Consider the following 25,559-nt stretch of genomic DNA (forward strand, 5'->3'; position numbering starts at 1 on the left):
CGTCGGCGAGCGCGGGCCGTCCTCACTCCCAGACGAGCACGTCACTGCTCACGGAGGCGATCGGCGAGTGGGGGGCGGCTCCTGCGACGTCGACCGCGTAGGCGCCCGGCGGGAGGCCGTCGATGACGACGGCGCCGGTGCCCCGCCCCACCGCGACGACCCGGGCTTCCGTCAGGTGTCCCGCCTCGTCCGTGACGGTGAGTCGTACGGTGTGCCTCCGGTCGTCGAGGGCGGTGATCCGCACGGTCAGGTCCTGTCCGGCCGTGAGCAACTCGGGGGCGTCCACCCGCAGGTGGACGGTCTTCGGGGCGCGGACGGCGATGTCGGTGGCGGTGAGGACGCCTTCGAGCTCGTCGAGGGCGGCCGCATTGCGCTGGAGGTTCCCGTGCTTGTCGGGGATGCGGCGGAGGGTGTTGCTGTCCATGGGCACGTCGCTGCGGCAGGCGCCCACCAGGGGCACGGTGGAGTCGCCGAACAGGTCCTGGTCCCGGTAGCCGTCGAGGGGCACGACGCGGCCGTCGGCGAGCCGCACGGTGGTGGGGGTGGACTGCTGCATCCCGACGATCGCGTGGGTCGCGGCCAGGCTGGCGGGCCGGGCCGCCTCGGCGTCGCGCAGGTCGGTGTGGAAGCGCAGGGCGTCCGCCGCCCGTCCCCCGTCCAGGTCGGGCACGTCGATCTCGGTGATCTTCGCGAGGTCGCCCCGGTGCTCGACGCAGGCGTACTCGGGCAGCAGTTGGTGGAGGGAGGGCAGGCTGCGCGCGAAGGCGGTGAGGTTCAGGGACAGCGGGCCGATGCCCTGGTGGACGCCGTTGACGAGCTGCTCGAGGGCCCTGGCGGCGCCGCGGTACGGGGTGCCCATGGTGACGACCTTGCGCGTGATCTCGGCACCGCCGCACCGTTCGACGTACCACCGGGCCACCAGGCCGCCCATGGAGTGGCAGACGAACACCACCTCGGCGTCGGCGTACCGGCCTCCCTGGGCCCGCCAGCGCTCCAGCGCGGGCTCCACCACGGTGGCCAGGCGGCGGGCGTTCCAGCGGTTGGACAGGCGCCAGTCGTAGGGGAAGGGCAGGAGGTTCCCGGGCGGGGCGTCGGGGTCGCCGGAGTCCTCGCGGTAGCCGAGGGAGCGCAGCCGCTTCAGGAGCAGGTCGTACCCCTTCACCGGGGTCCACAGGCCCGGGAGCGCGTGCAGGTCCGGCATCAGGGCCACGGGGCGCACGCCGTCGTCCGGGTGCTCGTCGCCGATCCCCTCCGGGAGCCGGAGGCGGGTGACGGACCGGCCGAAGGTCTTGACGGCCCGCAGGACGGATCCGGCGGACGGGGCCCAGACGAGTCCGTCGGCGTTCCGCAGCGTGCTGCCCATGATTCCGGGCAGCACGACGACCAGGTCAGTGGTGGGCATCGGGGGCCTCCGAGGCATCGGTCCGGGGCTTGCCGGCGAGCTGGGTGATGAGCGGGAGCACGGCCGGGTGGCGGCCGGCGATGTCGACGAGCTCGGCGATCCACCCCGCTGCCGCGTCCGGCCGGAGCCGGTGCGCCGAACCGAGCAACCGGCCGGCCTCTTCGCGCTCGCCCCGCGCGGCTGCGGCGACGGCCAGGTAGAAGGTGGCCGTGGCCTCGGCGTCCGGATCCGTGGCGGCCGTGAGCGCGAGGCGGGCGGCCGGTTCCAGCGCGCGCACGGCCGGGCGCCGCGCAAGGGCCTGCAACAACTCCGGGAAGTGGGACGGGTCTTCCAGCGCCGCGAGGGCCGCCTCGTGCTCGCCGAGCCCGGCCAGCTCGATGAGGCTCCGCGCGCGGACGGGACCGGGAGCCGGCTCCGGGGCGGCGTCGACGGCGAGTTGGGCGAGGGTGGCCAGTACGGTGTCGTCCGCGAGGTCCTCGCCGCGCTCGCCGAGGAGCCTGCGTTGAGCGGCCGGGTCCGAGTCCGCGAACTCCAGGGCCAGGACCGAGAGCAGGAGCGGACGGTACGCCCGCGCCACGCCCTCCTCCTTGGCGGCCTCACGCAACTGCCGGTACCGCTCCCCCTCCTCGTCCCCGACGGCGAGCAGCGCTTCGTCCACGGCGACGTCGGCGTCCGGCCCGAGGAGTTCGGGGTGCGCCGCGAGGTGGTCGCGTTCTGCCTCGTACGTCTCGGTCGACACCCAGGCTTGCGCCGACTCCAGCAGGGCGACGTCCAGGAAGAGCCACCCAGGTGGCTCTGCTCCCGTGCGGCGGGACCAGGCTTCGTCGAAACCTCCGGGGGCGGCGGCACGGTGCCGACGGCCCGCCTCGCGCAGGGCGGCGGTGAGCGCCGGGTCGTCCGGTGCGGCCGCCGAGGCCGTGGCGAGCCAGGTCGCCGCATCGGCGTCCCCGGGCTCGGCTGCCGACGCTCGGGCCAACAGCAGGTACGCCACGGCTCGGGGGTCCAGCCCTCGGAGTACCTCTTCCCACACCGGTTCCACTTTCCGCCCCACCTCGCCGTAGCAGGCGCCGAGGTTGGTGAGCGAGCCGGCGAGGTCAGGGAGGAGGGTCGGGTTCTGCTCGGCCAACTCACGGTAGAGACGGACGGCTTCCTCGGCGGAGGGCACCGCTTCCGCCCACCGCCCCACCACGCCGTAGCGGAGGCCGAGGTTGTTGAGCGAACCGGCGAGGTCAGGAAGGAGAGTCGGGTTCTGCTCGGCCAACTCCCGGTAGAGACGGACGGCTTCCTCAGTGAGCGGCACCGCCTCCGCCCGCCGCCCCACCTCGCCGTAGCGGACGCCGAGGTTGTTGAGCGAACCGGCGAGGTCAGGAAGGAAGGCCGGGTTCCGCTCGGCCAACTCCCGGTAGAGACGGACGGCCTCCTCAGTGAGCGGCACCGCCTCCGCCCACCGCCCCACCTCGCCGTAGCGGACGCCGAGGTTGTTGAGCGAACCGGCGAGGTCAGGAAGGAAGGCCGGGTTCCGCTCGGCCAACTCACGGCGCAGGCGGACGGACTCCTCGGCGAGCGACACCGCCTCCGCCCACCGCCCCACCTCGCCGTAACAGGCACCGAGATTGGTGAGCGAACCGGCGAGGCTGGGAACGTAGGCCGGGTTCCGCTCGGCCAACTCACGGTAGAGACGGGTGGCTTCCTCCGCAGGGGGTACCGCCTCCGCCCACCACCCCACCTCGCCGTAACAAGCACCGAGGTTGGTGAGCGAACCGGCGAGGCTGGGAACGTAGGCCGGGTTCCGCTCGGCCAACTCGCGGTAGAGACGGGTGGCTTCCTCGGCGGAGGGCATCGCCTCCGCCCACCGCCCCACCACGCTGTAACAGGCACCGAGGTTGTTGAGCGCGCTGGCGAGCTCAGGGAGGAAGGCCGGGTTCCGCTCGGCCAATTCACGGCGCAGGCGGACGGCTTCCTCGATGGGGGGTACCGCCTCCGCCCGCCGTCCCACCTCGCCGTAGCGGACGCCGAGGTTGTTGAGCGCGCTGGCGAGGTCAGGAAGGAAGGCCGGGTTCCGCTCGGCCAATTCACGGCGCAGGCGGACGGACTCCTCGGCGAGCGGCACCGCCTCCGCCCACCACCCCACCTCGCCGTAACAAGCACCGAGATTGGTGAGCGAACCGGCGAGGTTGGGAACGTAGGCCGGGCTCTGCTCGACCAACTCGCGGTAGAGGCGGACGGCCTCCTCGGCGAACGGCACCGCCTCCACCCGCCGTCCCACCTCGCCGTAGCGGACTCCGAGGTGGGTGAGCGAACCGGCTAGGCTGGGAACGTAGGCCGGATTCTGCTCGACCAACTCACGGTAGAGCCGAACAGCCTCCTCGGCGAACGGCACCGCCTCCACCCGCAAGCCCACCTCGCCGTAACGGACGCCAAGGTAGGTGAGCGAACCGGCGAGGTCAGGGAGGAGGGCCGGGTTCTGCTCGGCCAACTCCCGGTAGAGACGTACAGCCTCCTCAGTGAGCGGCACCGCCTCCACCCGCAAGCCCCAATGACTGAACTGGTTGGCGATGAGAAGCGACGCCATGGCGACGTCCGGGCGCAGGGCCGAGGCGCTCCCCGCCAGGGATCCCAACAGTTCCAGACCGGGCAGACCGGCATCCGCCGCGTGCCTCCACGCGTAGCGCCACAGGTACCCCGCCTCCTCCGCCGGGATTCCGCCGTCGAGCAGGGCGCGGTACCGGTCGGTCAACGCTCGGGCGACCGCCGGGGCGGTCGGGTCGAATGGCTGCTCGGGCGAGCCGCGGTGGGGCGGCCGCAGGTGGTCGGCGAGGCTCTGGTGGGCCATCCGGTACACCGCGGCACCGGCCTCGCCGTCCTGGACGACGTGCCGGCCGAGTTGCTCCAGGACCCACGTGATGTCCTCCCGCGTGATCTCGATGCCCTCCGGTGGCGCCGCGTTGGCGACGCACAGCCACTCCCCTTCCGGCAGCCCGGCACCGTAGCTCCAGGTCAGGGCCTGCAGGACCGCCCTGGCGAGTTCGGCCGGCGCCGGTTGCCGTGCCCCCTGTCGGTGCGGTGCCGGAGCGATGTCGTTCAGGTCGGTGTCGAGGGCCCCCTCGATCGAGCGGCTGACCAGGTTCTCCCATCCCGGCACCGACGTGTCCACCGGGGCCGCGCTGAGCTGGTCCGCGATCAGTCGGGCGAGGAGGAAGGGGTGCCGCGTACTGTCGGAGGCCTGCCCGGAGACGTGGGCGGCGACGGCTTCGGCGTTCATCCGCGGGTCGACCCCGCCGAGGCGGAGCCGGACGTAGTCGGCCAGGTCCGACCGGCCCCGCTGTTGGACGGCGGGATCGTCGAGGTCCACGTCCGCGCCTTCGGGCGCCAGGGTCTCCACGAGTGAGGGCTGTCCGTCGTCGCGCCGCCGTTCCCGGGTGGACACGATCACCACGGCGTGCTTGGCCAGGCGGGTCAGCAGGTCCTCGGCGATCGAGAACGCCTCCCCGCGCGCCTCGTCCAGCCCGTCGACCACCACGACGGGGGGCGGGGCCCCGTCCTCGACCGCGCGCTGCACCTGTCCCACCAGTTCGCTCGCGTTGCGCCGCATCTCCTGGGGCCGCAGCACCCGCCGTTGCACCAACTGCTCCCCCAGGAGGTGGGCGGCCAGGTCGGCCGTCAGACCGCGGGCGTGCACGTGCGCGTGGACGGAGCGCTCCTCCGGCAGGGCGTGCTCCCGGGCGCGTCCCTCGGCGAGCAGCCGTCGCCTCTCCTCCGGGTTCGCCAGGCTGACGACCCGTCCCACGATCGCCGACTTCCCGGTTCCCGCCGATCCGGTGACGACGTGCAGACCCGGGCTCCTGCGGTGCACCCAGGCGACGACCTGGTCCACCTCCCGGGTGCGCCCGGTGAACCACGACCGCTCGTCCAACGGCGCGCCGCCGCGCGCGGCCCGGAGCAGGTGTTCGACCACGCGCTCCGGCGCTCCGGGCCGGTACAGGGGGTTGGGGATCATCCACCAGGCGTTGCCCCGGCTCTGGTAGTCCGGCGACTGGACGCTGCTCCCCCACTCCTTCAGCAGGGCGTCACAGAGGTCGTCCCCGCGGACGTACCTGTTGTGCGGGGACCAGCGCACCCGCAACTCCGGCGTGTCCGGACCGTGTCCGACGATCTTCCGCAGCCGTTGCCCGAAGAGCCCGTCGCGCGCCGTCTCCACGGACAGGCAGGAGCCGATCACTCCCACCCACACGTCCTTGGCCGGCTCCGTCTCCCGGAGGATCTGCGTGGCGAGGTCGCCCGAGGCGACCGCCTCACCGGCGAAGCAGGTGTCGAAGACGAACAGCAGTTGGTTCGCCCCCGACAGGGCGCAGGGGGTGACCACGTCGGCGACCGCGAAGCCGTCGTCCGGGTCCGCGCCGCTGTCCGTCGCCGGGAGCCGCAGGCCGCCGGGCGCGAGGAACCCGTGACCGGACCACAGCACGATCAGGGGGCCGCCCTCGGGCATGGAGCGCTTGAGCGACTTGAGGAAGGCCCTCAGCTCCGACTCGTCGGGATTGACCAGCGGCTCCCCGACGAGGGAGTCGCCGAGCACCTCCCGGAGCGCCACCGCGTCGTCCGCGGCGTGGGCCAGGTTCCGGTGGGCTCCTCCGGTGTAGTCGCCGACCCCGATCCCGACATATCGCCCCTCGATCACGTCCAGGTCCCTTCGCGGCAGTACCGACGTCCGCACGGGCGCCACCGATCTGCGTGACGCCCCGTCAGTATCGACCGCCGCGCTGCCCGGAGTGTCGAACTCGCGGCATTTCGCCCGGGGGCCGGCGCGGGCGGCCCCGGTTCACAGTGCGGCGAGGAGCTGCTCGGTGACGGCGTGCAGGCGGCGGGCGGCGACCAGGTCGAAGGCGGGGGTGTCGGTGCGGACGCGGCGGCCCTCTAGGACGGCGGTGAGGCCGGGGCCGGGGGCGTCGAGGTGCGGGAGGATCTGGGCGACGGCCGTGCTGACGGGTTTGCCGTGGACGCGCAGCCGGTCGACGTGGGCGGCGGTGGCGGGGTCGTACTCGCCCGCGAAGCCGGTGGCGGTGACGCCGGGGTGGTTGACGACCTGGTGGACGTCGGGGTGCAGGTGGGCGAGGTGGGCGGCGAGCAGGTCGCAGAGGGCTCCGCCGTGGCCGAGGGCGCCGGTGCCGGGGTAGTCGCGGCGCAGCTGGAGGTCGTCCCAGCGGACGGGGCCTCCCTGGCCGACGGCGCCGAAGTTGAGGACCACGGGGCGTTCGGCGCGCCGGAGTTGGGGCAGCAGGCCGTGGGAGAGCAGGTGGCGGCTGAGGTAGAAGAGGGCGAAGTTGCTCTCCAGGCCGTCGGCGGTCTCGGCCCGGGTGGAGCGGTGGTAGCGGGCGCCGAGGACGAGGAGGTCCACGGCCGGGTGGTGGGTGGCGACGTGGTCGATCAGGCGGCGGTTCTCGGCGACCAGGCTGAGGTCGGCGGCCAGGAAGTGGGCGCGCTCCCCGGCGCCGCGCCGGTGGGCCTCGGCCCGGAACGCCGCGCCCTTGGCCGGGTCGGTGCCGACGATCAGGACGTGGTGTCCGCGGTCCAGGTAGGTGGTGGCGAGGGCGCGGCCGATGCCGTCCGTCCCGCCGGTGATCACTGCTGCGGCCATGGTTCCCCTCCACACCCCCGAGTGTTTTGATGCATCAAAGCATCTACCCGTTGGCGCGGGCAACCGCCCTGCTCGACAGGCGAGTTGCCCGGCCGCCGGGCGCGGGCCGACCGGCCCGGTACGCTGGGCGGGTGACCGCGACCCCCACCCCGCCGTCCGCCGCCCCGGAGCTGGCGCGGCTGGAGACGGCGCTGTCCGCGCTGGTCCGGTGGAGCGAGAGCAAGCACGTCCGCGCCGAGGTGGCCCGCCTCGCCGGGTACGACCTGCCGTCCAGCGCGCTGCGGCTGCTGGAGCACTTCGCGGCGGCCGGTCCGATGCGGGTGTCGGACCTCGCCGAGTGCCTGCGCATCGACGTCTCGACGGCCTCGCTGCAGTTGCGCCGCCTGCGCGCCGACGCGCTGGTCGTCCGCCGCACCGACCCGTCCGACGGCCGCTCCGGCGTGATCGCGATCACCGAGGAGGGCCGCCGGGCGCTGGCCCGGATCCGGGCGGCCCGCTGCGACCTGCTCGCCGAGGCCTTCGACACCACGCCCCCGGAGCAACTCGGCCGCGCCGCAGACGTGTTGGGCCTCGTCCAGGAGCACATGCTGGCGGCCGCGGCGAAGTACGCGACCCCGGCCGAGCCCGCCGCCGAGTCCGCCGCCGCCCGGCCGGCGGACGCCCCGTGAGCACCCGCCGCCCCGCCGCCGGGCTCACGGTCTCCGGGCCCGACACCGCTCCCCCGCTGGTCCTGGTGCACGGCATCCGGCTGTCCGCCACGATGTGGCGCCCGCACGTCCACCGGCTCGTCCCCGACTTCCGGGTCAGCACCCCCGACCTGCCCTGTCACGGCGCCCTCACCGGGCACCCGTTCACCCTGGACGCGGCCGTCGCCGCCGTCCACCGGGCCGTCCGGGAGGCCCGCGAGGCCACCGGACGGCCCCCGCTGCTGGTCGGCCTGTCCCTGGGCGGGTACGTCTCGCTCGCCCACGCCGCCCGCCACCCCGGGGAGGCGGCCGCGCTGCTGCTGCACGGCTGCACCGCCCGCACCAGCGGCCCGCTGCCCGCCCTGTACGCCGCCGTCGGGCGGCTGAACGACCGCCTGGGGCCCGAGCGTTCGGCCCGGCTGCAGGCCCGGGCGATGCGCCGGATGCTGCCGCCGGAGTCCGCCGAGGCGGTGCTGGCCGGGGGTTTCCACCTGCCCGCGCTCACCCAGGGCGTCGCCGAGCTGCGCCGCCACGACTTCCTCGCCCTGGCCGCCCGGCTGACCGCCCCCACGCTCTTCCTGAACGGCCGCTCCGACCTGCCGTTCCGCGCCGACGAGCGCCGTTTCCTGGCCGCCGTCCGGGCCGCGGGCACCCCCGCCCGGCTGTTCCACACCCGCGGCGGCCACCTGCTCAGCCTCACCGACCCGGACCGCTTCGCCACCCTGCTGCGCCGCGCCCACCGGCACCTCCTGCCGGAGCCGGGCTGAGCGCTCGCCCCCACTCAGCCCCGCAGCCGGTACACCACCGCACGCCGCCCCGGCCCGGACTCCACCTGCGGGTCCAGGAAGTCCTCCGCCGGGTCGTGCGCCATGCCCAGCCGCCGCGCCACCGCCCGCGAGGGCTCGTTCGCCTCGGCGATCACCGCCAGGATCTCCGACAGCCCCAACTCCTGGAAACCGTAGGTGAGTACGGCCCGTCCGGCCTCGGTGGCGTAGCCGTGGCCCCAGGCGTCGCGGTGCAGCCGCCAACCGGCCTCGACGCCGTCGAAGGGCATCTCCGCGTCCACCGGGTCGAGCCCGGCGAAGCCCAGGAACCGCCGCTCGGAGCGGAGTTCGACCGCCCACCAACCCCAGCCGCGCTCCGCCAGCTCGGCCCGGAAGTGCTCCAGGGACGCGGCCGACTGCTGCCGGTCGAGCAGGGTGCCGAAGTAGCGTCGCACCTCCGGATCGGCGTTCAACTCCGCCCACCGGTCCAGGTCTTCGTCCCGCCACTGGCGCAACCGCAGTCTGGACGTGGTCAGTTCGACAACCGTCATGGTGAATTCCTCTCTCGTAGAACGCCGTTCAACCCCGAGCCGCACCGGCCAGTACCTCGGCGGCCAGCGCGTCTGCCGCGTCCAGGACGGCGGCCAGGCTCGCCGGGTCGGTGCCGCCGGGGGCGAAGAGCCGCTGGGCGCGCCGGGCGAACTCCGGTGGTGCGCACGGCAGCCGACCGGCCGAGGCGATCGCGCCCTTCTCGTTGACCAGCCACTGCCCGGCCCGCGCGTGCAGCACGTGCACCAGCAGCCCGACGGCCCGGAACAGGCACCCGGCGACGTACCCGGCGTCCCCCCGGGCGGCGCCCTTGCGCGCGTTGACCAGGGCGAACGGCGCCTCCCAGGCCGCGTCCGACTCCAGCGTCCGCGCCAGCGCGGGCGGGAACGGGGCGACTTCGGCCTGCAGCGCGGTCAACTCCCCCTCGGGGTCGGCCAGGACCCGGGCGAGCGCGAGTTCGCCCGGGTAGGCGTAGGAGGGCACGCCGTACGGATGCCCGGCCTGCTGGCCGGTGACGTAGCGGCCCGCCCGGGCCTCGGCGGCGTGGTGGCGCACCCGCCGCACGTCCCGGTACAGCCAGTCGACCCGGGCCGGGCCGAGGTCCAGCCAGGCGCCGCCGTCCACCCAGGGGCCCCAGCCGCCGGGCTCGGTGACCTCGACCGGCCGCCCGCACAGTTCGGCGGCCAACTCCCGCAGGGCCCCGGTGTCGAGCTCGCCGGGGCGGTAGTACAGGCCGAGGTCGTAATCGGAGCCGGGCCGGTGCGCCCCGCGCGCCCGGCTGCCGCCGAGGCAGACCCCGACGATCCCGCCGACCCGCGCCAACCGCCCGGCGATCCGGTCGAGTTCTCCCTCCCCCAACTCGCCCTCGCCCGCCGCGGCCGTCGCTCCACCACCGTGCTCAGTCATCGCCCGCCACGATGCCGCACCGCCCCCTCTACCGCCAGCCGTTTTCCCCCGGACGGCCGCCGCCCCCGAGCAACCGCAACACCCGGACGGGCCCGGCGCCGGAACGCGAAAACGCGCGGTGGGGGCGCCGCACCGCCCCCACCGCGCTGCCGGCCACCACCCGCGAGGTGCCCGGCTAGGACCCGGACGGTCCCGGGGGCCGCCCCCGTCGTGCCCGGCCCCGCTCCCGTCCGGCCCCGGCTCAACCGGCCGTGCAGGCCACCCCGTTGAGGGCGAAGCCGCTCGCGGCGGCCGCGTTGCCGGTGTGGTTGGCCTGGAAGCCGAAGCTGGTGGAGCCCCCGGCCGGGATCGCCGCGTTGTACGACAGGTTGCTCGCGGCGACCTGCCCGGTGGCCGGGCTGACGGTCGCGTTCCAGGCGTTGGTGACGGTCTGCCCGCCGGGCAGCGTGAAGGCCAGCGACCAGCCGTTCACGGCGCTGCCGCCGGTGTTGGTGATCGTCACGTTCTCGGTCAGGCCGGTGTTCCAGGCGCTGACCTGGGTGCTGACCTTGCAGGCGGCGCCGGTCGGCGGCACCGACGGCGAGGCGGAGGAGGACGGCGACGGGGACGGCGAGCCCGACGGCGAGGTGGAGCCGGACGGGGACGGCGAGGCGGAGCCGCCGAGCGCCGTCACCGTCGCGTTGTACGCGGCCTTCGGCTGGTAGTTGTCGTCGTACATGGTGGCCGCGCCGTAGCCGGAGAAGAAGCCCGGGATCCAGGAGTCCGGGTCGCCGACGCCCCACTGCGAGACGCCCACGCAACCGCTCACCGCGAGGCAGGAGTTGACCACGTAGGCGTAGTCGGTGGCCTGCTGGGCGAGGTTGGCGGCACTGGCCGGGACGGGCATCCGGTCGTCCAGCTCGGTGATGGCGACGTTCACGCCGAGCGCGGTGAAGCGCTGGATGTTGGCCTTCAGGCTGCTGGGCACCTGGCCGACGATGAAGTGGCTCTCGAAGCCGACGCCGTCGATCGGCACGCCCTGCTGCTTGAGCGAGGAGACCAGCTGGTACATGGCGTCGCTCTTCGCGCCCAGGCCCTCGATGTTGTAGTCGTTCAGGTAGAGCTTGGCGTTCGGGTCGGCGGCGTGCGCGGTGCGCAGCGCGTCGGCGATGTAGCCGGGGCCCATGGCGTTGGTGAAGGCGTCGGTGCGCAGCGTGCCGTCCTCGTTGAACGGCTCGTTGACGACGTCCCAGGAGTAGACCTGGCCCTTGTAGTGGGTGGCCTCGGTGGTGATGTGCTTCTCCATCGCGGCCTGCACCTGGTTGGTGGGCAGGCTGCTGACCCAGTTGGGCAGCTGGCTGTGCCAGACCAGGGTGTGGCCGCGCACCCGCATGCTGTGGGCCTTGGCGAAGGAGACGATCTGGTCGCCGGGGCCGAAGTTGAAGTTCCCGGCGGAGGGTTCGGTGGTGTCCCACTTCATCTCGTTGCCGGGGGTGACCATGTCGAACTGGGTGCCCGCGATGGCGGTGATGGTGGAGCTGCTCAGGTTGGACTGGGTGAGGGCGGTGCCGAAGTAGCTGCCCTTGGCCTCGGCGAGGTCGCGCAGGGTGGTGCCGGCCGCTCCGGCGGGGCCGCTGCCGACGGTGGCGGCGGCCAGCAGTCCGCCGGCGGCGGCGAGGGCGAGCGCCGCGAGGGCGCGCCCGGGTCGGCGTGCTGCGCGCAACTGTGCAGCCATGGTTCGTCCTTCCGGGGGTGGGTGGGGTGCACGGACCGTACGGCGGGGCGCGCGGGCCCGGCAACGGAGGCCCGGAGGGGGCCCGCCACCTGCCCGGCGCCGAAATTTTCGACGCCCGTTCGACCGTCCTTCGACACCCACCGCCCCGACCTGCGGCGGTTCCCCGAAAACGACGCGGCGGCCGCGGCCCCCCCCCCCCGGCCCCGCCGCCCCCCCCCCCCCCCCCCCCCCCCCCCCCCCCCCCCGCCGCAACCGGCCCGGCGGATGCGAAAGTTACAGCGCTACCGCACGTCAGCGGGCTGCCGGGCGGGAACGGCGGTGAGTTCCTTGCCCATGCAGACGCTCTGCTCGTGGTCCTTGTAGTAGCCGAACTTGCGGATCTCGGCGTAGCCCTCGGAGGCGTACAGCGCGATCGCCTCGGGCTGCAGGGTGCCGGTCTCCAGCACCAGCCGGGTGCGCCCGGCCGCGAGGGCGGTGGCCTCCAGGTGGCGCAGCACGGCGCGGGCGTAACCCCGGCCGCGCGCCTCGGGGACGACGTACATCCGCTTGAGCTCGGCGTCGGTGTCGCGCAGGCCGTCCTCGTCCCGCTCCTTGGCGCGCCACCCGCCGCAGGCCACCGGCCGCCCGTCCTGGTAGCCGATCACGAACAGCCCGGCGGGCGGGTCGAAGTGGTCGGCGTGGATGGCGGTCTGGTCGCCGTCGCCGTACCTGCGGACGTACTCCTGCTGGACGTCGGCGGCGAGTTGCTGGGCGTCGGGGTGTCCGAAGCCGGTGGTGCGGATCTCCATGGCGCCCAAGGGTACGGGCCCGCACTCCGGCGGCGGGGTGCGGGCCCGGGCCCCGGGTTCAGGGGCGGGTGAGGCGGGCGACCAGGTCGTCCTTGCCGAACATCCGGGCGGCGTCCAACGCGGAGGGCGTCCCGGCGTGCGGGTCGGCGCCGTGGGCGAGCAGCGCCTCGACGACTTCGGTGGCGCCCTTGAAGACGGCGCCCGCCAGCGGGGTCTGCCCGCGGTCGTTGGCCCGGTCGGCGTCGGCGCCGCGCTCCAGCAGGGCGGTGACGGCGGCGGCGTGGCCGTGGTAGGCGGCGAGCATCAGCAGGGTGTCGCCGCGGTCGTTGGTGAGGTCGGCGGGCGTCCCGGCGTCGAGGTAGGCGGCCAGCAGCGGGGCGTCGCCGGTGCGGGCGGCGTCGAAGAGCCGGCCGGCCAGGGCGATGACCTCGGCGTCGTCCTGCGTGGGGCCGTCGGCCTGCGCGGTGGGGTCGGTCATGAGGAGTGTTCCGCCTTCCGGGTGGGGCGGCCGTGCGGGGCCGCTGCTCGTCCTGGTCGTGCCACCGCGAACGCTAGCGGACGGCCCGGCGCCCCGGTGCGGCGTGGTGCGGCGGGGCCGTTCGGGGGAATTCCGGGTGCGCGGGGCGCCGCCGCGCCCGGCGCGGGGACGCCTGACCGCGCCGGTGCGATCCACTGGCCCCGGGCGTCACCGCGCCGCGGGACGTATACCGCCGATCCGGGTGCCCGGGTGAGATCCACCCGTTTGCCGCACCCCATCATCTATTACTTCTTGTCACCATTGAGGCACTTTCCGTTACACCGTCCCCGCCCCTCGTGAGGAGCAATCCCGTGATTCTCTCCATCTCCGGCATCGTCCTGTTCGGCGTCATCGCCTTCCTCTTCTTCCGCCGGGACGGGTTGAAGATCTCGCACGCCCTGGTCTGCGCGCTGTTCGGCTTCTACGTCGCGGGTTCCTCGATCGCCCCGAGCATCCAGGCGGGCGGCGCGAGCCTGGCCAGCCTGATCGGCGGCCTGAAGTTCTGAGCGGTCCCTGCTCCTCACGGCCCGGGCGCGGACATCCCCACCGCCCCGGGCCTTCTGCCAGCCTCCCCCGGCCGGTCGTCCCCCCGGCCGGCCCCGCTCCCGTCCCCTGCCCTCCCTGCCCTCCGGAGCCCGCATGTCCCTCACCCGCCACTTCACCCGGGGCCGCGACCTCGCCCGCAGCGCGGGCGACCACGCCGCCGACGTGTTCGCGCCGCTGGCGCTGATCGGCCGCGGCCTGCGCCGCCACGCCGACTGGGCCAAGGCCCGCTGGACGGCCACCCCGAAGGAGCGGCGCGGTCCGACGCTGCTGGTCGGCGCGGCCGTGGTGCTCGGCGTCCTCCTGCTGCCGCACGGCCCGCTGCTGGCGATCGTCGCCGTGCTCGCCTCGGCAGCCTGGGTCGGCCGCACCCCCAAGGCCCCGGCGGAGCCCGCGCCGGACCCGGTCGACGTCAAGCTGCCCGCCCTGTACGCGGCGCTCACCCCGTACTTCGGCGGCTACGACGACCCGGGCGCGCTGTACCGGGTCGACGGCGACTGGAAGGCGGCGTTCGGCGGCTGGGAGTTCGACGCGGACGGGCGGCTGGCCGCGCTGGAGATCGCCTACCCGGCGTACTTCACCGACACCGAGCCGACCGCCCGGGCCCGGATCGAGCAGGTGGTGCAGGGCAAGGCGGGGCGCTCGCGGGAGTACCGCTTCGACTGGGACGAGGAGTTGAACCGGCTGCGGGTGTCGGCGCTGGCCCCGCTGCCCGCGGACATCGCGGCACAGCGCTTCGTGACCGCGCCGGGCGAGATCGTGCTGGGCTTCACCGACGGCGCGGGCAGCCACCGCACCATCCCGGTCGAGCAGGGCGGCGTGACGGAGCAGCAGCCGCCGGTGGTCTGGCGGGTCGGTCCGCGCTCGGCCGAGCCGCACCTGCTGGCGCTGGGCGCACCGGGCCACGGCACCTCGACGCTGCTGCGCTCGATCGCGCTGCAGGCGCTGCCGCTGGGCGACCTGGTGGTGGTGGACGGGGCCAGCACCGGCGAGCACGCCTGCCTGGTGAACCGTCCGGGCGTGCACACGGTGGAGACCAGCCTGCACGGGGCGCTGGCGGCGCTGGAGTGGTGCGCGCAGGAGACCGAGCGGCGTCTGGTGGCGCTGAACGCGGCCCGGCACCACGGGCTGGCGGCGCCCGCGGACGTGACCCGGCCGCTGTGGATCCTGCTGGACCGGCTGACCGAGCTGTCGGAGCTGGCGCACGCGGAGGGCCGCACCGATCCGCAGGAGCTGCTGGAGGTGCCGCTGCGGCACGGCCGGGCGGCCCGGGTGACGGTGGTGTTCGCGGACGCGCTGGACGCCCGCGACCGGATCTCCCCCACCGTGCGCACCTGCACCCGCGCCCGGGTGGTGCTGGGCCCGGTGAACGCCGACTCCGGCGCGGCCGCGCTGGGCGGCCCGCTGGACATCGCGCCCGCCGCGCACACCCCGCCCGGCCGCGGCTACGCCCGGATCGGCACCGCCGCCCCGGTCCGGCTGCAGGTCCCGGTGACCGTCGACCCGCTGGACGAGGACGCCCCGGCCCCGCTGCGGGACGCGGTGGTGGCGCTGCTGCCGCACCGCGACACCCGCACCGAGGCGCCCGCCCCGGCGCCGGTGGTCGCCGAGCTGGTGGAACCGGCCCGGGCGGAACTGGCCAAGGACCCGGCGCCCGCCGCGGAGTCCGCGCCGGGCCGCCCCCGTCCGGTCTGGTAGGAGGGTCCGACGGAAGGGTCGGTCGTCCGGGCGGAATTCGGCGGACCACACGTGCACAAAATGTGACACGCCGGGTGATAACACCGCTCAGATGTGACAAAACGGGCCACCATGGGTACAAACAGGGGCGGCACGACAGGCGACGTATGTCCCGACGGGAATCTTCGTCGGAGGTCGAGCGTTGGACCCAGCGACGAAGACAGCGACCACTAGTCCTGTGGGCAAGAAGCCCGGGAGGCACGATTCATGAGCGAGCGAGCTCTCCGCGGCACGCGACTCGGGGCGACCAGCTACGAGACCGACCGCGGCATTGACCTGGCACCCCGCCAGACCGTCGAGTACGCATGTCAGAACGGACACCGCTTCGAGGTCCCGTTCTCGGTCGAGGCGGAGATCCCCGCGGTGTGGGAGTGCCGCTTCTGCGGCCAGGAGGCCGCCCTCCTCGACGGTGAGGAGCCGGAGGAGAAGAAGACCAAGCCCACCCGCACCCACTGGGACATGCTGATGGAGCGCCGTACCCGCGAGGAGCTGGAGGAGGTCCTGGCCGAGCGCCTGGCCGTCCTGCGCTCGGGCGGGATGAACCTGGCGATCCACCCGCGCGACTCGCGCAAGTCCGCCTGACGAGCGGGCGCCGCAACCGCACCGACGCCGAAGGGCCCCGGTTCCCACCGGGGCCCTTCGGCGTTCCCGCGCCTGTTCCCGCACCTGTAGGCCGGACGGCCCGTCAGGGCGCGATCGGCGGCCGGTACCCGGTGTCCGGGCCGGAGGGGCCGGAGCCGCCGCGCGGCCCGGCGGGCGGGTCGACGACCTCGCCCTGGACGACCTTGCCGTCGGGCCGGTGGATGCGCAGCTGCTCCTGCAGCCTCATCGCGTCGGCGAACCGGTCCGCGCCGACCGGGGCGGTGGAGCGCAGCGCCGAGCCGGTGATCCGGCGGCCGACGACGCGCCACAGCGCGCGGGTCGGCGGCAGCAGGAAGGTCACGGCCAGCAGGTCGGACAGGAAGCCGGGGACCATCAGCAGGACGCCCGCCAGCACCGTCATCGAGGTGCCGGTCTGCGGCTGCGCGGACTGCGGGTCCTTGGACAGCTCGACGGCCGCCCGGAAGGCCCGGACCCCGGCGCGCTTGACCACCGCGGCGCCGAGGAACACCCCGCCGACCAGCAGCAGCAGCGTCAGGAACCAGCCGATCCACCCGGCCACCACCGTGAGCAGCCAGATCTCCAGCACCAGCCAGGCGACGACCAGCAGCGGCACGGTGCGGGCGAGCCTGCCTCGGCGGGCCGGGCGGGCCGGGGTTGCTTGCTGGGACACGGTAGGGATCCACTCCATCGCGGTGCTCTCCGCGGCGACCGGCCTGCCCGGCCGCGTCCACGGCACCACCCAGCACAACGGCCCCGGGACGCGCGGTGTTCCGCCGCGCGCTCCCGGGGCCGTCGGCCCGTCGCTGCTCAGACGGTGTGCGGCACCTCGCGCCCGCCGTCCGCGGCCGGGCGCCCGGCCCGGCGCCGACGCACCGCGCCGGTGGCCGCGAACGCGCAGGCCAGCACGCCGCCGAGGGCGAGCACCCACTCCGGCCCGGCGCCGACCCGGTCGGCGAGCGTCCGGCCGTCGCGCAGCGGCACCACCGCGTTCAGCACGGCCTGCTCCATCTCGCCGGTGCGCTGCTGCACGCTGCCGTCCGGGGCGATCACCGCGGAGACGCCGCTGGTGGCCGCGATCAGCACCGCCCGCCCGTGCTCGACGGCCCGCAGCCGGGACATCGCGAGCTGCTGCTCGGTCTGGCCGGTGTTGTTGTACGTGGCGTTGTTGGTCTGCACGACGATGACCCGGCCGCCCTGGTCGACGGCGTCCCGGACGATCTCGTCGTAGGCGACCTCGAAGCAGATGACGTCGCCGATCCGGGCCGGGCCCAGCTGCATCACGCCGTTGTGGGTGCCGGGGTAGAAGTCCCGGGCGACCCGCTGCAGGCGGCTGATCACCTTGGACAGCTCGGTGCGGAACGGCACGTACTCGCCGAACGGCACCGGGTGCTGCTTGGTGTAGGAGGCGCCGGGGCCGGTGGCCGGGTCCCAGACGATGCCCTCGTTCTGGACGTGCTGCGCGTCGGGGCCGTCGACCAGGGCGCCGACCAGGGTGGGCACGCCGACGGCCTTGACCGCCTCGTCGATCCGGGCGCGCGCGGCGGGGTCGGTGAACGGGTCCAGGTCGGAGGCGTTCTCCGGCCAGATCACCACGTCGGGCTTGGCGACCTTGCCGGCCGCGACGTCCGCGGCGAGCTTCTCGGTGGCGGTGGCGTGGTTGTCCAGCACCTCCATCGGGCGGCCCAGGAAGTCCATCCCGGGGCGGTCCACGTTGCCCTGGACGAGGGCGACCTTGACGGTGTCGTCGGCCGAGGTCGGCACCGGCACCGCGTAGCCGACCAGCACCACGGCGAGCGCGCCCACCGCGCCGACGGCGGTGCGCCAGGGCAGTTCGGTGTCGGTGCGGCGGGCGCGGGCGGCGCCGAGCGCCGCCCAGGCCAGCAGGGTGCCGCTGCCCGCGACCGCGAAGGTCACCAGCGGGGCGCCGCCGAGCGCGGCCAGCGGGGTGAGCGGGCTGGCGGTGTTGGCGAACGCCAGCCGGCCCCACGGGAAGCCGCCGAACGGCAGCCGGTCGCGCATCCACTCCTGGGTGACCCACAGCGCCGCGCCCCACAGCGGCCAGCCGCGCAGCTTCGAGGTCAGCGCCGCCCCGGCGCCCATCAGGGCCAGGAACAGCGCCTCGATCAGCGACAGGCCGACGGTGGCGTCCCAGCCGACCGGGCGCAGCCAGGACAGCAGCACCACGAAGAACGGCACGCCGAGGGCGAAGCCCAGCCAGGCGCCGTGCCGGGCGGTGCGGCCGCGGGTGAGCAGGGCCAGGGCGGCCACCGCGAGGATCGACAGCGGCCACACGTCGAACGGCGGGAAGGCGAGGGCCAGCGCGAGGCCGGAGAGCGCGGCCAGGCCGGTCCGGGCCCACCAGGCCCTGCGGCGGCCGGGCGCGGACGCGGTCTCCGGCGGCTGCGGGCCCGCCCCGGCCACCGGCTGCTCCTGCTGCTCGGGCTGCTCCTGCGAAACCGGCAGTGCCACCTGCGCACCACCTCTCTACCTCGGGGCCGTCCCCGCGCGCGGGGCACGGGTCCGACCTCGTTCGACGTCCCAGGAAAGGTACCTCACTCCCCCGGGCGCCCCGTCCGGCCGACGGCCCGTCAGCGGCCGACCGGCGGGCGGTGCCCGGCCCAGGGCAGCGCCTCCTCCAGGGTGCGGGCGACCTGCAGGAGCAGGTCCTCGCGCCAGGGGCGGCGACCAGTTGGACGCCGACGGGCAGGCCGGTGGCCGCGTCCCGGTGCAGCGGGAGCGAGATCGCGGGCTGGCCGGTGACGTTGAACACCGAGGTGAAGACGCCCATCGGGTAGGAGTTGCGGACGGCGGCGGCCGGGTCGGCGGCGGTGCCGGTGCGCCAGGCGCCGATCCGCGGCGGCAGGCAGGCCATGGTGGGGGTGACCAGCAGGTCGAACCCGGCGAGGAAGCCCTCGACCAGGCGGCGGGAGAGCCGCTGGGCGCTCTGCACGGCCTGCGCGTACGCCCAGGAGTCGACGGCGTGCGCGGCCGCGCGCAGCGCCCGGTTGTGCGGTTCGACCAGGTCGGGGTCGGCGAGCGGGACGGCGGCGGCGCCGGTGTTCCAGATCGCGGTGAAGGCGGCGACCAGGTCGGCGGCGGGCGGCAGCGGCAGCGGGGTGTCGACCAGGTGGTGCCCGGCGTGCTCCAGGGCGTGCAGCGCCCGTTCGACGGCGGTGCGGCAGGCCGGGTCGACGGCGATCCCGTCGACGGGCGAGTCGGTGAGGTGCCCGATCCGCAGGCCGGTCGGCGGCGCCTGTTCGAGCGCGGCGGCGTACGGGCGGGCGGGGGCGGGCGGGGACCACCAGCTGCCGGGGTCGTGCCGGGCCAGCGCGTCCAGGACGGCGGCGGTGTCCTCGACGGTGCGGGTGACGGCGCCGCCGGTGGCGAGGCCCTCGACCAGGACGGTGGCCCCGGCGACCCGGCCGCGGGTGGGTTTGAGGCCGACCAGGCCGGTGCAGGAGGCGGGGATGCGGATCGACCCGCCGCCGTCCTCGGCGTGCGCGAGCGGGGCCAGTGCGGCGGCGACGGCGGCGCCCGCGCCGCTGGAGGAGCCGCCGGGGGTGCGGTCGGGGTCCCACGGGTTGCGGGTGACGCCGAGGGCGGGGCTCTCGGTGAACGGCAGCACCCCGAACTCGGAGGTGGTGGTCTTGCCCATCGGCACGAACCCGGCTGCCAGCAGCCGCCCCACCGCCGGGTCGGTGGCGGTGGCGGGCTCCCGCGGGGTGGCGAGCGAGCCGTGGGTGGTGGGCCACCCGGCGACGTCCGCGAGGTCCTTCACCGGTAGCGGCACGCCCAGGAACGGGGGCAGCCGCTCGCCCTTCCCGGCCGCCAGCACCCGCCGCTCGGCGGCCCGGGCGGCGGCCAGCACGGCCGCGTCGTCGCGGAAGCAGAAGGCGTTGAGCACCGGGTCGAGGCGGTCGGCGCGCCGCAGGTAGGCCTCGGCGAGCTCGACCGGGCCGAGCTCGCGGCGGCGGACGGCCGCGGCGAGGTCGAGCGCCGGGGTGAAGGGGTCGAACGGGTCGGTGGGCATCGCGCTGTCCTCTCCTCGCGTGGTGCCCACCACCCTGCGCGTCCCGTCCGCCTCGGGTCTTGGACGAATGTCCGGCCCACCGGGGCGTCGGGGCGTCAGGCGTCCAGCAGGTGGACGGTGCGGCCGCGGACGACGGTGCGCAGGCAGGTGGGCAGCGGCTCGCCGGGGGTGAGGTCGGGCAGGCCGGGGGTGCCGGAGCGCGGGTCGGTGGACCAGCCCGCGATGCGGGTGTCGGGGGCCTGGACGACCAGGTCGGTGGTGGCCCAGACCGCGTAGGAGGCGGGGGCGCCGGGGACGAGCACGCCGTCGGCGTCGTGGCCCAGGGCGCGGTGGCCGCCGCGGGTGTGGGCGGTGAAGGCGGCGCGCACCGAGATCCGGTGCTCGGGGGTGCGGTGGAAGGCGGCGGCCCGGACGGTGCCCCACGGGTCGAGCGGGGTGACCGGCGCGTCGGAGCCGAAGGCCAGCGGGACGCCGGTGCGCAGCATCGCCGCGAAGGGGTTGAGGGCGGCGGCGCGCTCGGCGCCGAGGCGCTCGGCGTACATGCCGTCGGGGCCGCCCCAGGCCGCGTCGAAGGCGGGCTGGACGGAGGCGGTGAGGCCGAGTTCGGCGAACGCGGCGAGCGTCTCGTAGGTCAGCGCCTCGGCGTGCTCGACCCGGTGCCGGGCGGCCTTGACCCGCTCCAGGCCGAGCTTGTCGGCGGCGGCCCGCACGCCCGCCACGACGGCGCCGATCGCGGCGTCGCCGATGGCGTGGAACCCGGCCTGCAGGCCGGCCTCGGTGCAGGCGGTGACGTGGTCGGCGATCTGGGCGGCGCTCAGGTAGGCGACGCCGGTGTGCGGGGCGTCGCTGTACGGGTCGTGCAGGCAGGCGGTGTGCGAGCCGAGGGCGCCGTCGACGAACAGGTCGCCGCCCGCGCCGACCGCGCCGAGGCGCCGGGCGGTCTCGATGCCCTCGGGGCCGAGTTCGCCCCAGTAGCCGTACACCTCGGGGCCGTCGCTCTCGGCGGCGAGGGCGAGCAGCGCGGCGAGGTCCTCGGCGGAGGAGATCTGCGGTCCGGCGCACTCGTGCAGGGTGCCGATGCCGAGTTCGGCGGCCCGGCGCAGGGTGGCGAGTTGGGCGGCGCGGCGCTGCTCGGCGGTGAGGTGGGCGAGGGCGGCCTGCCGGACGGCGTGGTGGGCGTCCCGGGTGAGCGGGCCGGTGGCGTCGTACCCGGGGAGCGTTTCCAGGCCGGGGACGAGGGCGCGCAGCGCGCTGGTGGCGAGGGCGGAGTGGACGTCGGTGCGGGAGAGGTAGAGCGGGGCGCCCCCGGCGGCGGCGTCGAGTTCGGCGAGCGCGGGGGCGCGGTGCTCGGGCCAGCGGGTCTCGTCCCAGCCGTGGCCGATGAGCGCGCCGCCGGTGTAGGGGGCGCAGAACTCGGCGGTGCGGCGCAGGGTTTCGGCGAGCGAGGGGCTGCCGGTGAGGTCGAGTCCGGTGAGGGCGAGGCCGGTGGAGGTGGCGTGCACGTGGGCGTCGACGAAGGCGGGGGTGACCAGGGCGCCGTCCAGTTCGACGATCTCGTCGGCGGTGTCGGCGTACGCCGCGGCGGCTCCGTCGCTGCCGACCCAGGCGACGTGCCGGCCCTCGACCAGCATGGCGGTGGCGAAGGGGTCGGCGGGGCTGTAGACGTTGCCGCCGCGCAGCAGCACGGTCCGGTCGGTGCGTTCGGTCATGGCGACCAGTCTCGCACCCTGGACGGCCTGGTCAGAGCTTCGGGGGGCGGGCCTCGTACGGGGTGGAGAGGACGACGGTGGTGCGGGTGGAGACGCCCGCGGCGGAGCGGATCCGGGCGAGCAGGTCCTCCAGGTCGCCGGGGCCGGGGACGCGGACCTTGAGGATGTAGTTCTCGTCGCCCGCGACGCTGTGGCAGGCCTCGATCTCGGGGAGGCCGACCAGGCGCTCGGGGGTGTCGTCGGGGGCGCTGGGGTCGAAGGGCTTGACCGAGATGAACGCGGTGAGCGCCAGGTCGACCGCCTCGGGGTCGACGATGGCGGTGTAGCCGCGGATGACGCCGCGCTGTTCGAGGCGGCGCACCCGCTGGTGCACGGCCGAGGTGGACAGGCCGGTGGCCTTGCCCAGGTCGGTGTAGCTCATCCGTCCGTCCTGCAGCAGCAGCTGGACGATGCGCTGGTCGAGTTCCTCCACAAGGCGTCAACCTACTCGATCGCGGGCGGGCTGTGCAGACAGCTCACCGGGGGCGCATCCGGGGGGCACATGCCAAAGGAATGTGGCGAGGAACACAGGGAATGCATCACCGTGCGCCGGAGTGCAGGGTTATGACGGCCCGTCATGGGGAAGTGCTGCTGGTGGCCCGGACAACGAGAGGCTCCGGCCCGATCCTAGGGGGATCAGAATGCCTTCCACCGACCAGCGTCCCGACGTCGAGGACGAACCCGGCGCGCCCGAGGCCTCCTTCGGGACGGACCCGGGCGCGGCCGACACCTGGGAGATCGTCCGGGTGCACTGCCCGGCGTGCGACCGCCCGATCGCGTTGATCGGGGACGAGGAGCGCCTGCCGCAGCACGCGGTGCTCACCTCCGCGTGGAACCCCTTCCAGCCCGCGATCTGCCGGGGCACCGGCGCGCCGACCGCCGACCTGCCGGAGTGCGAGGAGCAGCCCGAGCAGGACGGCCTGGACAACCTGCTGACGCTGCCGACGGCGCTGGACTGGCGCACCCAGCCGTTCTCGCACGCCGGGGCCCACCGCGCGGTGCGCGCGTCGGTGCCCGCGCAGCGCGACCGCCGCGCGGCCTGAGCCCGCGCGCACCCGAGGAACCGGGCCGTCCCCGACGGCCCGACGTCCCGGCGAGGGCGCCGCACGCGGTGCCCTCCGGGATCGCCCCCCGCCGACCGCGGCCCCGGCCCCCGTACGCTGGCCGGATGGACGCCCACTCCCCCGACCTGTCCGCGCTGGCCGCGAGCCTGCTGGCGCTGCCGCCCTCGCTCGGTCCGGTGCGGCTGGTCGCGGTGGACGGGCACGCGGGCTCCGGCAAGACCACCTTCGCGGGGCGGCTGTCGGCCGCGCTCGGCGGCGCGCCCGTGGTGCACCTGGACGACCTGGCCACGCACCGGGAGCCGTTCGGCTGGCCGGGGCGGCTGCGCGCCCAGGTGCTGGAGCCGCTGGCGCGCGGGGTCGCGGCCCGGCACGCGGTGTACGACTGGACGGCGCGGGAGTTCGGCGCCGTCCGGGAGGTGCCGGTGGCGCCGGTGGTGCTGCTGGAGGGGGTGGGCGCGGGCCGGCGGGCGGTGCGGCCGCGGTTGGCGGCGCTGCTGTGGATGGAACTGGACCAGGCGGCCGCGCGGGCCCGCGGGGAGCTGCGGGACGGTCCGGAACTGGCCGAGTTCTGGGCCGGTTGGTCGCGTGCGGAGCAAGCCCACTTCGCGGCGGACCCGAGCCGTCCGCACGCGCACGTCCGGGTCGACGGGGTCACCGGGCGAATCCTCCGGAGCACCCTGAGTGAACCGGGCAGACCCCCCTTGACCTGCGACGTCACCAGGATCTAAGTTCTGCGTGTCGCGGAAATCAGTTGAATCCGCAACCACAGACACGGCGCCTCCGGCTTGTTCCCCCGTGAGCCGGAGGCGCCGTCCTGCCTCCCGTCCCGCGCGCCGGTGAGCGATCGTCTCGCGCCATTCGAGCCGCGCGGCACCCTTACGGATCAGCGCCGCGCCGGTACCATGCCACGCAGGCGCGCAGAGGAGCGCCCCGAGGTCTGGCGGGGGGCGTCAGTGACGGTGGAGAGTTCCGGCGGGAAGGGTCCCGCGGCGGGGGGTCCGGATCCGGACGCCGACCGCGCCTGGTCGCGCGCCATGGACGCCTACACGGCCGGTTCGTACGCCCGCGCGGAGGAGGAGTTCCGCGCCGCGGTCTACGTCGACCCCGGCATGGCCGACGCCTGGCTGGGCCTGCACGCGCTGCGCAGCGACACCGCGGGCGCCCTGCTGGCGATGCACCGGCACCGGGACCGCTTCGGCGAGCAGCGCGAGCGCCACCGCCGCCCGCTCAGCTCCTGGTACTGGCTGGGCTGGTGGGTGCAGCCGGTGCTGGAGACCCCGCAGGACCTCGCGCTCGCGCACGCCTCGCACTGGCTGGACGGCCGTCACCTGGCCGAGCTGGAGCAGGCCCTGACGGCCTGTCCGCCGCCCGAGCGGGAGCCCGCGGTGCGATTCCTGCACGCCTGCCGCTCCTACCTGCTCAAGGACTGGGAGCAGCTGATCCGGGACACCGACCGGCTGCTGGACGACCCGCTGCTGGGCATCGAGGCGGGCCTGTTCGCGGGCATGGCCCGTGTCCGGCTCGACATGTGCGCGCAGGCCCAGCGCCCGCTGGCGGCCTCGCTGGCGCGCTGCCGCTCCGAGCAGCCGCAGCGCAAGGAGCTGCGCTACTGGCTGGCCCGGGCGTACGAGGGGGCCGGGCGCAGCGCGGCGGCGCTCCCGCTGTACCGGGCGGTGCACCGGGCGGACCCGGCGTTCATGGACGCCGAGCAGCGGCTGGCGGCGATCGCCGCGGAGGACGGGCTGCTGGACGGCGAGGCGTTCGGCGAGTACCGGGGCGTGGCGGCGCCGTCCGGCGGCGGCGCGCTGGAGGAGCTGGAGCCGGTGGAGTTCCGCGGCGGCTCCGGCGGGGTCAGCGCGGAGGGCTGCGCCGAGGAGGAGGACGACGGCCCGGCCGCCGCCGAGCCGGGCCGGGCCCAGCTCGCCGAGCGGGCCGGGCCCGCGACGGCGCCGCCGCGACTGGCCAACTGGCCCGCCGCGCAGGCCGTTCCGCCCGCGGGGCCGAACCCGGCCCCGGCCGCCCGGCTGGAGCTGGACCGGGCGCTGGCCGAGCTGGAGGCGATGGTCGGCCTGGACCCGGTCAAGCGCCAAGTACGGGCGCTGTCCGCCCAGTTGAGGATGGCACGGCTGCGCGCGGACCGCGGGCTGCCGGTGCAGCCGCCGAAGCGGCACTTCGTGTTCTCCGGCCCCTCGGGCACCGGCAAGACCACGGTCGCGCGGATCCTCGGCCGGGTCTTCCACGCCCTCGGACTGCTCTCCGGCGACCACCTGGTGGAGGCCCAACGGGCCGACCTGGTGGGCGAGTTCCTGGGCCAGACCGCGGTGAAGGCGAACGAGCTGATCGACTCGGCGCTGGACGGCGTGCTGTTCATAGACGAGGCGTACTCACTGGCCAACTCCGGCTACAGCAAGGGCGACGCGTACGGCGACGAGGCGCTGCAGGTGCTGCTCAAGCGGGCCGAGGACAATCGGGACAGGTTGGTCGTCATCCTCGCGGGGTACCCGGACGGCATGAATCGACTACTGGCAACGAACCCGGGCCTGAACTCCCGCTTCACCACCCGGGTCGACTTCCCCTCCTACCGGCCCGCCGAACTCACCGACATCGGCCTGAAGTTGGCGCAGGCCGACGGCGACGACTGGGACGTGGACGCGCGCGAGGAGCTGTCCTCGATCTGCGGGCACGTCGTCGCCGAGGGCTGGATCGACCAGCTCGGCAACGGCCGCTTCGTCCGCACCCTGTACGAGAAGTCCTGCGCCTACCGCGACCTGCGGCTGTCCGGCCAGCGCGGCACGCCCTCCCGGGAGGACCTCGCGACGCTGCGCCTGCCGGACCTGCTGCAGGCGTACGGGGAGCTGATCGAGGGTCGGCAGTGA

Annotated in this window: 20 protein-coding genes and 1 pseudogene; 8 read left to right on the forward strand and 13 right to left on the reverse strand. The window is 75.1% G+C overall.

What is annotated here, in order from left to right; translation table 11 throughout:
- Window positions 1-22 precede the first annotated feature (22 nt).
- From ACFY00_RS11755 to ACFY00_RS11765, 3 genes are all read right to left on the reverse strand, one after another.
- Window positions 23-1,402: a hypothetical protein gene (locus ACFY00_RS11755; RefSeq protein ID WP_388030005.1), complete on the reverse strand. Its 1,380-nt coding sequence runs from the start codon at window positions 1,400-1,402 to the stop codon at window positions 23-25.
- Window positions 1,389-6,077 carry a tetratricopeptide repeat protein gene (locus ACFY00_RS11760; protein ID WP_388030008.1) on the reverse strand — a complete coding sequence of 1,563 codons (4,689 nt, stop codon included), beginning with the start codon at window positions 6,075-6,077 and terminating at the stop codon, window positions 1,389-1,391. Before ACFY00_RS11760 ends, ACFY00_RS11755 begins: the two co-directional genes overlap by 14 nt.
- Before the next feature lie 141 nt (window positions 6,078-6,218).
- On the reverse strand, window positions 6,219-7,034 hold the full coding sequence (locus ACFY00_RS11765; RefSeq protein WP_388030010.1) for an SDR family NAD(P)-dependent oxidoreductase: 816 nt from the start codon (window positions 7,032-7,034) through the stop codon (window positions 6,219-6,221).
- Between the two features lie 131 nt (window positions 7,035-7,165).
- Here ACFY00_RS11765 and ACFY00_RS11770 point away from each other — a divergent pair, with 131 nt between their 5' ends.
- The gene (locus tag ACFY00_RS11770) at window positions 7,166-7,702 is read left to right on the forward strand and encodes a MarR family winged helix-turn-helix transcriptional regulator (protein WP_388030013.1); all 537 of its coding nucleotides are present in this window, start codon (window positions 7,166-7,168) and stop codon (window positions 7,700-7,702) included.
- Window positions 7,699-8,487 carry an alpha/beta fold hydrolase gene (locus ACFY00_RS11775; protein ID WP_388030016.1) on the forward strand — a complete coding sequence of 263 codons (789 nt, stop codon included), beginning with the start codon at window positions 7,699-7,701 and terminating at the stop codon, window positions 8,485-8,487. The genes ACFY00_RS11770 and ACFY00_RS11775 overlap by 4 nt, the downstream gene beginning before the upstream one ends.
- A 14-nt stretch (window positions 8,488-8,501) precedes the next feature.
- Here the strand turns inward: ACFY00_RS11775 and ACFY00_RS11780 are convergent, their stop codons facing one another.
- The 5 genes from ACFY00_RS11780 to ACFY00_RS11800 all read right to left on the reverse strand — a co-directional run bounded on the left by ACFY00_RS11780 (window position 8,502) and on the right by ACFY00_RS11800 (window position 12,919).
- Window positions 8,502-9,035, reverse strand: a complete 534-nt coding sequence (locus ACFY00_RS11780; protein WP_388030019.1) for a GNAT family N-acetyltransferase — start codon at window positions 9,033-9,035, stop codon at window positions 8,502-8,504.
- A gap of 28 nt (window positions 9,036-9,063) precedes the next feature.
- Window positions 9,064-9,939 (reverse strand): nucleotidyltransferase domain-containing protein, encoded by an 876-nt coding sequence (locus ACFY00_RS11785; RefSeq protein WP_388030021.1) that lies wholly within the window; start codon window positions 9,937-9,939, stop codon window positions 9,064-9,066.
- 241 nt (window positions 9,940-10,180) lie between these two features.
- Complete coding sequence (locus tag ACFY00_RS11790; protein ID WP_388030023.1) at window positions 10,181-11,653, reverse strand: endo-1,4-beta-xylanase; 1,473 nt, start codon at window positions 11,651-11,653, stop codon at window positions 10,181-10,183.
- Window positions 11,654-11,934: 281 nt separating this feature from the next.
- Window positions 11,935-12,441, reverse strand: coding sequence for a GNAT family N-acetyltransferase (locus tag ACFY00_RS11795; protein ID WP_388030026.1), 507 nt, complete (start codon window positions 12,439-12,441; stop codon window positions 11,935-11,937).
- Window positions 12,442-12,499: 58 nt separating this feature from the next.
- A complete protein-coding gene (locus ACFY00_RS11800) occupies window positions 12,500-12,919 on the reverse strand; it encodes an ankyrin repeat domain-containing protein (RefSeq protein ID WP_388030029.1) in 420 nt (139 codons plus the stop codon).
- Window positions 12,920-13,269: 350 nt separating this feature from the next.
- Between ACFY00_RS11800 and ACFY00_RS11805 the strand changes: the two genes are divergently transcribed.
- From ACFY00_RS11805 to ACFY00_RS11815, 3 genes are all read left to right on the forward strand, one after another.
- Window positions 13,270-13,464 (forward strand): hypothetical protein, encoded by a 195-nt coding sequence (locus tag ACFY00_RS11805; protein WP_014134294.1) that lies wholly within the window; start codon window positions 13,270-13,272, stop codon window positions 13,462-13,464.
- 133 nt (window positions 13,465-13,597) lie between these two features.
- A complete protein-coding gene (locus tag ACFY00_RS11810; RefSeq protein ID WP_388030031.1) occupies window positions 13,598-15,199 on the forward strand; it encodes a hypothetical protein in 1,602 nt (533 codons plus the stop codon).
- 246 nt (window positions 15,200-15,445) lie between these two features.
- Window positions 15,446-15,820, forward strand: coding sequence for an RNA polymerase-binding protein RbpA (locus ACFY00_RS11815; RefSeq protein WP_380241989.1), 375 nt, complete (start codon window positions 15,446-15,448; stop codon window positions 15,818-15,820).
- 103 nt (window positions 15,821-15,923) lie between these two features.
- Here ACFY00_RS11815 and fxsA read toward each other — a convergent pair whose 3' ends face one another.
- From fxsA to ACFY00_RS11840, 5 genes and pseudogenes are all read right to left on the reverse strand, one after another.
- Window positions 15,924-16,511 carry an FxsA family membrane protein gene (gene fxsA / locus ACFY00_RS11820; RefSeq protein WP_388030234.1) on the reverse strand — a complete coding sequence of 196 codons (588 nt, stop codon included), beginning with the start codon at window positions 16,509-16,511 and terminating at the stop codon, window positions 15,924-15,926.
- Between the two features lie 137 nt (window positions 16,512-16,648).
- Window positions 16,649-18,310, reverse strand: a complete 1,662-nt coding sequence (lnt, locus tag ACFY00_RS11825; protein WP_388030034.1) for an apolipoprotein N-acyltransferase — start codon at window positions 18,308-18,310, stop codon at window positions 16,649-16,651.
- A gap of 262 nt (window positions 18,311-18,572) precedes the next feature.
- Window positions 18,573-19,871 (reverse strand): annotated as a pseudogene (locus ACFY00_RS11830) (amidase); the annotation flags it as partial.
- A 95-nt stretch (window positions 19,872-19,966) separates the two neighbouring features.
- Window positions 19,967-21,580, reverse strand: a complete 1,614-nt coding sequence (locus ACFY00_RS11835) for an amidohydrolase (RefSeq protein ID WP_388030037.1) — start codon at window positions 21,578-21,580, stop codon at window positions 19,967-19,969.
- Window positions 21,581-21,611: 31 nt separating this feature from the next.
- A complete protein-coding gene (locus tag ACFY00_RS11840; protein ID WP_176185772.1) occupies window positions 21,612-22,052 on the reverse strand; it encodes an Lrp/AsnC family transcriptional regulator in 441 nt (146 codons plus the stop codon).
- A 208-nt stretch (window positions 22,053-22,260) separates the two neighbouring features.
- Here ACFY00_RS11840 and ACFY00_RS11845 point away from each other — a divergent pair, with 208 nt between their 5' ends.
- The 3 genes from ACFY00_RS11845 to ACFY00_RS11855 all read left to right on the forward strand — a co-directional run bounded on the left by ACFY00_RS11845 (window position 22,261) and on the right by ACFY00_RS11855 (window position 25,559).
- Window positions 22,261-22,662: a hypothetical protein gene (locus ACFY00_RS11845; protein WP_388030040.1), complete on the forward strand. Its 402-nt coding sequence runs from the start codon at window positions 22,261-22,263 to the stop codon at window positions 22,660-22,662.
- A gap of 125 nt (window positions 22,663-22,787) precedes the next feature.
- Window positions 22,788-23,411: a uridine kinase gene (locus tag ACFY00_RS11850; protein ID WP_388030042.1), complete on the forward strand. Its 624-nt coding sequence runs from the start codon at window positions 22,788-22,790 to the stop codon at window positions 23,409-23,411.
- Window positions 23,412-23,717: 306 nt separating this feature from the next.
- Window positions 23,718-25,559, forward strand: coding sequence for an AAA family ATPase (locus tag ACFY00_RS11855; RefSeq protein ID WP_388030043.1), 1,842 nt, complete (start codon window positions 23,718-23,720; stop codon window positions 25,557-25,559).

Source organism: Kitasatospora sp. NPDC001540 (assembly GCF_042894345.1).
Classification (GTDB): Bacteria; Actinomycetota; Actinomycetes; order Streptomycetales; family Streptomycetaceae; genus Kitasatospora; species Kitasatospora phosalacinea_C.

Bases quoted from the DNA above. Each gene is read 5' to 3' on its own strand.
- ACFY00_RS11795 (WP_388030026.1), bottom strand. From the start codon at position 12,441: ATGGAGATCCGCACCACCGGCTTCGGACACCCCGACGCCCAGCAACTC.
- ACFY00_RS11835 (WP_388030037.1), bottom strand. From the start codon at position 21,580: ATGACCGAACGCACCGACCGGACCGTGCTGCTGCGCGGCGGCAACGTC.
- ACFY00_RS11765 (WP_388030010.1), bottom strand. From the start codon at position 7,034: ATGGCCGCAGCAGTGATCACCGGCGGGACGGACGGCATCGGCCGCGCC.
- ACFY00_RS11855 (WP_388030043.1), top strand. From the start codon at position 23,718: ATGGACGCCTACACGGCCGGTTCGTACGCCCGCGCGGAGGAGGAGTTC.
- ACFY00_RS11785 (WP_388030021.1), bottom strand. From the start codon at position 9,939: ATGACTGAGCACGGTGGTGGAGCGACGGCCGCGGCGGGCGAGGGCGAG.
- ACFY00_RS11810 (WP_388030031.1), top strand. From the start codon at position 13,598: ATGTCCCTCACCCGCCACTTCACCCGGGGCCGCGACCTCGCCCGCAGC.
- ACFY00_RS11850 (WP_388030042.1), top strand. From the start codon at position 22,788: ATGGACGCCCACTCCCCCGACCTGTCCGCGCTGGCCGCGAGCCTGCTG.
- ACFY00_RS11800 (WP_388030029.1), bottom strand. From the start codon at position 12,919: ATGACCGACCCCACCGCGCAGGCCGACGGCCCCACGCAGGACGACGCC.
- ACFY00_RS11790 (WP_388030023.1), bottom strand. From the start codon at position 11,653: ATGGCTGCACAGTTGCGCGCAGCACGCCGACCCGGGCGCGCCCTCGCG.
- ACFY00_RS11815 (WP_380241989.1), top strand. From the start codon at position 15,446: ATGAGCGAGCGAGCTCTCCGCGGCACGCGACTCGGGGCGACCAGCTAC.
- ACFY00_RS11780 (WP_388030019.1), bottom strand. From the start codon at position 9,035: ATGACGGTTGTCGAACTGACCACGTCCAGACTGCGGTTGCGCCAGTGG.
- ACFY00_RS11755 (WP_388030005.1), bottom strand. From the start codon at position 1,402: ATGCCCACCACTGACCTGGTCGTCGTGCTGCCCGGAATCATGGGCAGC.
- ACFY00_RS11845 (WP_388030040.1), top strand. From the start codon at position 22,261: ATGCCTTCCACCGACCAGCGTCCCGACGTCGAGGACGAACCCGGCGCG.